A 5,580-nucleotide genomic window follows, 5' to 3' on the forward strand; every position below is an offset into this window, starting at 1 on the left:
CGCGAATGCGGTGTGTCAGTTAATGCATTTGCTCGCTGATCCACCGCATTCGCGAGCAAGCCCGCTCCCACATTTTGATTCGTGTTGTTCTTAAGTGACGCTGTTGCGCACTTTGAATTGCGGCTGGTCCCAGGTGGAGTTATCGAGGATTTCGCCCAGGATCTCTACAGCGTCAAATACCTCGGTAAAGCTCGTATACAACGGCGTAAACCCAAAACGCATGATGCGCGGCTCACGGTAATCACCAATCACGCCACGGGCGATCAAGGCCTGGATCACCGCATAACCTTCAGGGTGTTCGAAACTCACGTGGCTACCGCGCCGGACATGCTCACGCGGCGTAATCAGCACCAGGCCGTGGGCGGCGCAACGGGCTTCGACCAGCGCGATAAACAGGTCGGTCAAGGCCAGGGATTTGCTGCGCAGGCTGGCCATGTCGGTCTGGGCAAAAATCTCCAGGCCACATTCGACCATCGCCAACGACGTGATCGGCTGGGTGCCGCACAGGTAGCGCGCGATGCCGGCGCTTGGCGCGTAGTGAGCTTCCATGGCGAACTGACGCGTGTGGCCAAACCAACCCGATAGCGGCTGGCGCACCACATCCACCAACGCCGGGTTGACCCACACAAACGCCTGCGAGCCTGGCCCGCCATTCAGGTATTTGTAGGTGCAGCCAATCGCATAATCGGCACCGGCCCTGTTCAGATCGATGGGCACCGCGCCCGCCGAATGCGCCAGGTCCCAGATACTCAGCGCGCCACATTCGTGGCTCAGGGCGGTGAGCGCCTGCATGTCGTACATGTAACCGGTTTTGTAATTGACGTGAGTGAGCATCACCACCGCCACGTCCTGGTCGATGGCCTGGGGCAGTTCGTCCGGGCTGTTGACCAGCCGCAGGGAATAACCCTGTTGCAGCAACTCGGTCAGGCCTTCGGCGATATACAAGTCGGTGGGAAAATTACTCGCCTCGCTGACAATCACCTTGCGCGCAGGCTCGCGTTGGCGCTGCACACTCAAAGCGGCGCTGAGCACTTTGAACAGGTTGATCGAGGTGGTATCGGTAATCACCACTTCACCGTCACGCGCGCCGATCAGCGGCGCCAGGCGGTTACCCAGGCGTTGGGACAAATCCGCCCAACCAGCGCTGTTCCAGCTGCGAATCAAGCCATTGCCCCACTCCTCGGCGATCACCTGCTGGGCGCGCGCCAACGCCGCCACCGGGCGGGCACCAAGGGAGTTGCCGTCGAGGTAGATCACGCCTGCGGGCAAGGCAAACTGCTGACGCAGTGGCGCCAGCGGGTCCTGGGCGTCGAGGGCTTGGCAGTGGCTTCGGGTGGTCATGGGTCGTCCTGATTTTTATAAGTAAGGATGGACCAAATAATGAACGAAGTTTTAGAGAATTTTCGTGCAAAGTGGTGGGTAACAGGCTAATTAAGCTGTAGGAAATTCGAATTTAACCCCAAAACACGCGGATTTATTCTAAGCATGATTCTCGACGCCACCGATCTGCGCCTCCTGCATTTTTTGCAACAGGATGGCCGCATCAGTAACCAGGAACTGGCGGAAAAAGTCGCCCTGTCGCCCTCTGCCTGCCTGCGCCGTTTGCGCCTGCTGGAGAGCGAAGGAATCATCAGCGGCTACCGCGCGGTGTTGAATGCCGAACAGTTGGGGATTGAGCTGGAGGCCATCGTGCACCTGTCGTTGCGCCAGGATGTGGAGGACTGGCACGAGACCTTTATCAAGAAGGTTCAAGGCTGGCCGGAGGTGGCCAGTGCCTATGTGATCACCGGCGCCAGCAACTATGTGTTGCGCGTGCAGGCGCGCAACCTCAAGCACTTTTCCGACTTTATCGTGAACCACCTGAACCGCACGGCCGGGGTGATGGATATTCGTTCGGAGATTGTGTTGCAGAAGATCAAGGACCGGGATGAGGTACTGGACTTGGTGGTGCGCAAATAACCAGATGCTTGTTCCCACGCTCTGCGTGGGAACACCTCCTGTGACGCTCTGCGTCACGCCTTTAAGAGCGGACGCAGAGCGTCCTGGGCGGCATTCCCACGCCGAGCGTGGGAACGATCTTCCGCGTTTAATCAGTCTTCGAGGGCGCGCAAGCGCTGCATACGTTTCTGCTCTACCGGCGCAGCAGACGACTGCAACTCAAAGTCAAAATCAATCTGCGCAAACCGCCCTTGCACCCCAAACTCCCGCGCCAATTGTTGATCGTCACTAAAGCGAATCTCGGCGATCAACTCATCGCGCGTCGCGTAGGCAAAATCGTCATGCAGGTACGGGTCGTCCGACAGGTTGATCTGCGTGGTGAGGTGCCGATGCCCCGGCGCCGAGATGAAGAAGTGAATATGCGCAGGCCGCTGCCCGTGGCGCCCCAACTGATCGAGCAATTGCTGCGTCGGCCCGGTCGGCGGGCAACCGTAGCCCGACGGCACGATGCTGCGGAACCGGTAGTTGCCCTGGGCATCGGTCTCAATGCGCCGACGCAGGTTGAACTCCGATTGCGTTGGGTCAAACCACGAATAGGTGCCACCCGTGTTGGCCTGCCACACGTCCACAATCGCGCCCGCCAACGGCTTGCCATCGGTGCCCCGCACTTGCCCGCGCATAAACAGCGGCACTGCGTCGTCCTTGCCATCGTCCAGCCGCGCTTCGTAGTGGCTCAGCGGCGCGCCGGCCACGTACAGCGGGCCTTCGATGGTGCGGGGCGTACCACCGGATTTGCCGGCCTCTTGGTCCGCAGCGTCCATCAACAAGTCCAGGTAATGCTCCAGGCCCAAGCCGGCAGCCAGCAACCCCGCTTCCTGATTCTTGCCCAATTCGTTGAGGTAATTGACCGCCTTCCAGAACTCTTCCGGGGTCACGTCCAGGTCTTCGATGATGTTTACCGTATCGCGCAGGATCCGGTAGATCAGCGCCTTGGCGCGCGGGTTGCCGCCGTCGTTATGGTTGCCGCTGGCTTCTTCGAGAAACGCCTGGGCATGGGCAGTCTGGGACAGTCGGATGGACATGGTGCAAATCCTCATCTTGTAATTATTGGGTGCATTACAGGCTTAACGGTCGCCCTCATGGATCGACGAAGGGTGGCGGCACAGGGCGTTCACTTCGATGGCCATGTAGGGAAAAAGCGGCAGCTGCATCAGCAGGTCGTGCAGGTCTTGCACGCTGTCGACGTCGAACACGCTGTAATTGGCGTAGTGCCCGGCGATGCGCCACAGGTGGCGCCATTTGCCTTCTTGCTGCAGGCGCTGCGCCAGGGCTTTCTCCTCGGCCTTGAGGCTGGCGGCGCGCTCGGGGTTCATGTCCAGCGGCAGGTTCACGGTCATTTTTACGTGGAACAACATGGCAGGCGCCTCTTAGTGTTTGTCACAACGCAAGAACGCCAGGCGCTCTTCATCAATGGCCAGGCCCAGGCCCGGTGCGGTGGAAACATGCAGCTCAAAATCGCGGTACACCGGCGGTTCGGTGAGGATGTCTTCGGTGAGCAGTAGCGGGCCAAACAACTCGGTGCCCCACGCCAGCGTGTTCAAGGTGAGGAAGGCATGCGCCGACGCCAATGTGCCGATGCCACCTTCGAGCATGGTGCCGCCGTACAGGCCAATACCCGCCGCTTCGGCAATCGCGGCGGTGCGCAACACCGCACGTGGGCCGCCGTTTTTGGCGATCTTGAGCGCGAACACCGAAGCCGCGCCTTCGCGGGCCAGGTTGAAGGCGTCTTCGACACATTCAATGGATTCATCGGCCATGATCGGCGCCGGGCTCGACAGGTTGAGCCGGGCCATGCCGCCACGGTTGTTGCGCGAAATAGGCTGCTCGATCAGGTCTACACCGTTATCGCCCAGCACCTTGCAGGCACGCAGGGCCACGGCTTCGTCCCAGGCCTGGTTGACGTCGACACGCACGCTGGCGCGCTCGCCCAGGGCTTTTTTGATCGCGAGCACATGGGCCAGGTCGCGGCTGACCTCTCCAGCACCGATCTTCAACTTGAAGATGCGATGGCGGCGCAGGTCGAGCATCTTTTCGGCCTCGGCGATGTCCTGTTCGGTGTTGCCGCTGGCCAAGGTCCAGGCCACCGGCAATGCATCGCGCACACGCCCGCCGAGCAGCTCGCTTACCGGCAGGTTCAGGCGCTTGCCCAACGCATCGAGCAAGGCGCTTTCGATGCCGGACTTGGCAAAGGTGTTGCCGCGAATGCTGCGATCGAGGCGCAACATGGCCGCGTTGATATTGCTCGCGTCCTGGCCGATCAGCAGCGGCGCGAAGTGACGGTCAATGTTGACCTTGATGCTGTCCGGGCTTTCGTTGCCGTAGCTCAAACCGCCGATGGTGGTGGACTCGCCGATACCTTCGATGCCGTCGGCGCAACGCAGGCGGATGATCACCAACGACTGGTTTTGCATGGTGTGCATCGCCAGCTTGTGCGGGCGAATGGTGGGGAGGTCGACGATGATGGTCTCGATCGACTCGATGGCGCAAATCGGCATGGCGATACCCGTTGGGTTCTTTATAGATTTGAGCCGATTCTGTGCCGTATTCTTGGAGGCATCCAATATAGAATGGGTCTCGCACGATACCCTCAAGGTATGAAAGGAGCCGTCATGGAACTGCGTCATCTGCGCTATTTCCAGGTGCTGGGTGAGACCCTCAACTTCACCCGCGCCGCCGTTCGCCTGCACATCGCCCAGCCGCCATTGAGCCGGCAGATCCAGCAACTGGAAGATGAACTGGGCGTGATTCTGCTGGAGCGCGGCCGCCCGTTGCGGCTGACCGAGGCCGGGCGGTTTTTCTATGAGCACGGCAATGTGCTGCTGGAACAACTGGCCAAGGTTTGCGACACCACGCGGCGTATTGGCCAGGGCGAAAAGACCTGGCTGGGCATTGGCTTCGCGCCATCGACCCTGTACGGCGTGTTGCCGGAGTTGATTCGACGGCTGCGCAACCATGAGGCGCTGGAGCTGGAATTGGGCTTGTCGGAGATGACCACCTTGCAGCAGGTTGAGGCGCTCAAGGCCGGGCGTATTGATGTGGGCTTCGGGCGCATTCGCATTGACGACCCGGCCATCGTCCAGCGCGTGCTGGTGGAGGATCGCTTGGTGGCTGTATTGCCCGCCGGTCACCCGCTGCTCGGCGCGCCCGCCACCCTCGCGCAGTTGGCCGCAGAGCGGTTTGTGCTCTACCCCGGCAACCCGCGCCCCAGCTATGCCGACCATGTGATTGCGCTGTTCGACGCCCATGGTTTGAGCCTCAAGGTGGCGCAGTGGACCAACGAGTTGCAGACGGCGATCGGGCTGGTGGGCGCAGGGATGGGCGTGACGCTGGTGCCGGCCTCGGTGCAGGTGTTGCACCGGGCGGATATCGGCTACACGCCGATTGTGGAAGCCACTGCGACCTCGCCGATTATCCTGAGCCGGCGGGTGAATGATCAGTCGCCAGGGCTGAGTCATTGTTTGCAGTTGGTTGAAGAATTGATCTGAGTTCTGCCAAACAATACAGATCTATTGTGGGAGCGGGCTTGCTCGCGAATGCGGTGGGTCAGCCAGCATATGTATTGACTGGCACACCGCATTCGCG

At 60.6% G+C, this 5,580-nt stretch carries 6 protein-coding genes; 2 read left to right on the plus strand and 4 right to left on the minus strand.

What is annotated here, in order from left to right; genetic code table 11:
- Window positions 1-90 precede the first annotated feature (90 nt).
- Window positions 91-1,341 (minus strand): kynureninase, encoded by a 1,251-nt coding sequence (gene kynU, locus ACTD9P_RS29190; protein WP_438870358.1) that lies wholly within the window; start codon window positions 1,339-1,341, stop codon window positions 91-93.
- Window positions 1,342-1,485: 144 nt separating this feature from the next.
- On the opposite strand from kynU, the gene ACTD9P_RS29195 reads away from it, so the two are divergent.
- Window positions 1,486-1,959, plus strand: a complete 474-nt coding sequence (locus ACTD9P_RS29195; RefSeq protein WP_003176072.1) for an Lrp/AsnC family transcriptional regulator — start codon at window positions 1,486-1,488, stop codon at window positions 1,957-1,959.
- A gap of 131 nt (window positions 1,960-2,090) precedes the next feature.
- Here the strand turns inward: ACTD9P_RS29195 and catA are convergent, their stop codons facing one another.
- The 3 genes from catA to ACTD9P_RS29210 are packed head-to-tail and all read right to left on the minus strand — an operon-like array spanning window position 2,091 to window position 4,493.
- On the minus strand, window positions 2,091-3,020 hold the full coding sequence (gene catA / locus ACTD9P_RS29200; protein WP_438870359.1) for a catechol 1,2-dioxygenase: 930 nt from the start codon (window positions 3,018-3,020) through the stop codon (window positions 2,091-2,093).
- A 42-nt stretch (window positions 3,021-3,062) separates the two neighbouring features.
- Window positions 3,063-3,353 carry a muconolactone Delta-isomerase gene (catC, locus tag ACTD9P_RS29205; protein ID WP_438870360.1) on the minus strand — a complete coding sequence of 97 codons (291 nt, stop codon included), beginning with the start codon at window positions 3,351-3,353 and terminating at the stop codon, window positions 3,063-3,065.
- 12 nt (window positions 3,354-3,365) lie between these two features.
- A complete protein-coding gene (locus tag ACTD9P_RS29210; RefSeq protein ID WP_438870361.1) occupies window positions 3,366-4,493 on the minus strand; it encodes a muconate cycloisomerase family protein in 1,128 nt (375 codons plus the stop codon).
- A 114-nt stretch (window positions 4,494-4,607) separates the two neighbouring features.
- On the opposite strand from ACTD9P_RS29210, the gene ACTD9P_RS29215 reads away from it, so the two are divergent.
- Window positions 4,608-5,483 carry a LysR family transcriptional regulator gene (locus ACTD9P_RS29215; RefSeq protein ID WP_438870362.1) on the plus strand — a complete coding sequence of 292 codons (876 nt, stop codon included), beginning with the start codon at window positions 4,608-4,610 and terminating at the stop codon, window positions 5,481-5,483.
- Window positions 5,484-5,580: the final 97 nt, after the last annotated feature.

Source organism: Pseudomonas onubensis, from assembly GCF_965653655.1.
GTDB lineage: Bacteria > Pseudomonadota > Gammaproteobacteria > Pseudomonadales > Pseudomonadaceae > Aquipseudomonas.

Coding starts and splice junctions, on each gene's coding strand:
- kynU (WP_438870358.1), bottom strand. CDS start 1,341: ATGACCACCCGAAGCCACTGCCAAGCCCTCGACGCCCAGGACCCGCTG.
- ACTD9P_RS29195 (WP_003176072.1), top strand. CDS start 1,486: ATGATTCTCGACGCCACCGATCTGCGCCTCCTGCATTTTTTGCAACAG.
- catA (WP_438870359.1), bottom strand. CDS start 3,020: ATGTCCATCCGACTGTCCCAGACTGCCCATGCCCAGGCGTTTCTCGAA.
- catC (WP_438870360.1), bottom strand. CDS start 3,353: ATGTTGTTCCACGTAAAAATGACCGTGAACCTGCCGCTGGACATGAAC.
- ACTD9P_RS29210 (WP_438870361.1), bottom strand. CDS start 4,493: ATGCCGATTTGCGCCATCGAGTCGATCGAGACCATCATCGTCGACCTC.
- ACTD9P_RS29215 (WP_438870362.1), top strand. CDS start 4,608: ATGGAACTGCGTCATCTGCGCTATTTCCAGGTGCTGGGTGAGACCCTC.